At 62.4% G+C, this 404-nt stretch carries 1 protein-coding gene; it reads right to left on the minus strand.

Going from position 1 to position 404, the window contains the following annotated elements; genetic code table 11:
• Nucleotides 1-153: 153 nt before the first annotated feature.
• The coding region (locus A9K58_RS19760) for a hypothetical protein (RefSeq protein WP_231109353.1) at nt 154-404 on the minus strand (251 nt) is incomplete at its 5' end.

Raw genomic sequence — 404 nt, forward strand, 5'->3', positions numbered from 1 at the left:
ATCTTCTTGTCGGCGGCTTCCCGGTCAAAGTACAGGCCGCGCTCGTGAGCGTCCTCCAGGTCTTTCAAGTGCCGCCGGCAGGCATTGCGCACGTGGGGCCCCGCGACAATTCGGCCTTCAACTACAGCCAGCGGGTACTCGCAGGTCCGGCAGTTAGAAATGCTTGTCGTCCGGGTCTTCGTCTTCGCCTGAGCCATGATTCACTTTCGTCTCATCCACCGGGGTGGCGCCGAGCTTGGATAGCAGTGAGCCCAGCGCCTGCATCGCGGAAACACCCATTTCGGGGTCGGTCGCCATTCGCGCGGCCAAGATGCAAACCTGGCGAAGCAGGAGGCGGTGCCCGGCATGCAGCCAAGGCATGTTCTCCACCTGCTCTTTCCAGACGGCCACCTGCTCCTTGGTCA

Source organism: Stenotrophomonas maltophilia, from assembly GCF_001676385.1.
Lineage (GTDB): Bacteria > Pseudomonadota > Gammaproteobacteria > Xanthomonadales > Xanthomonadaceae > Stenotrophomonas > Stenotrophomonas maltophilia_J.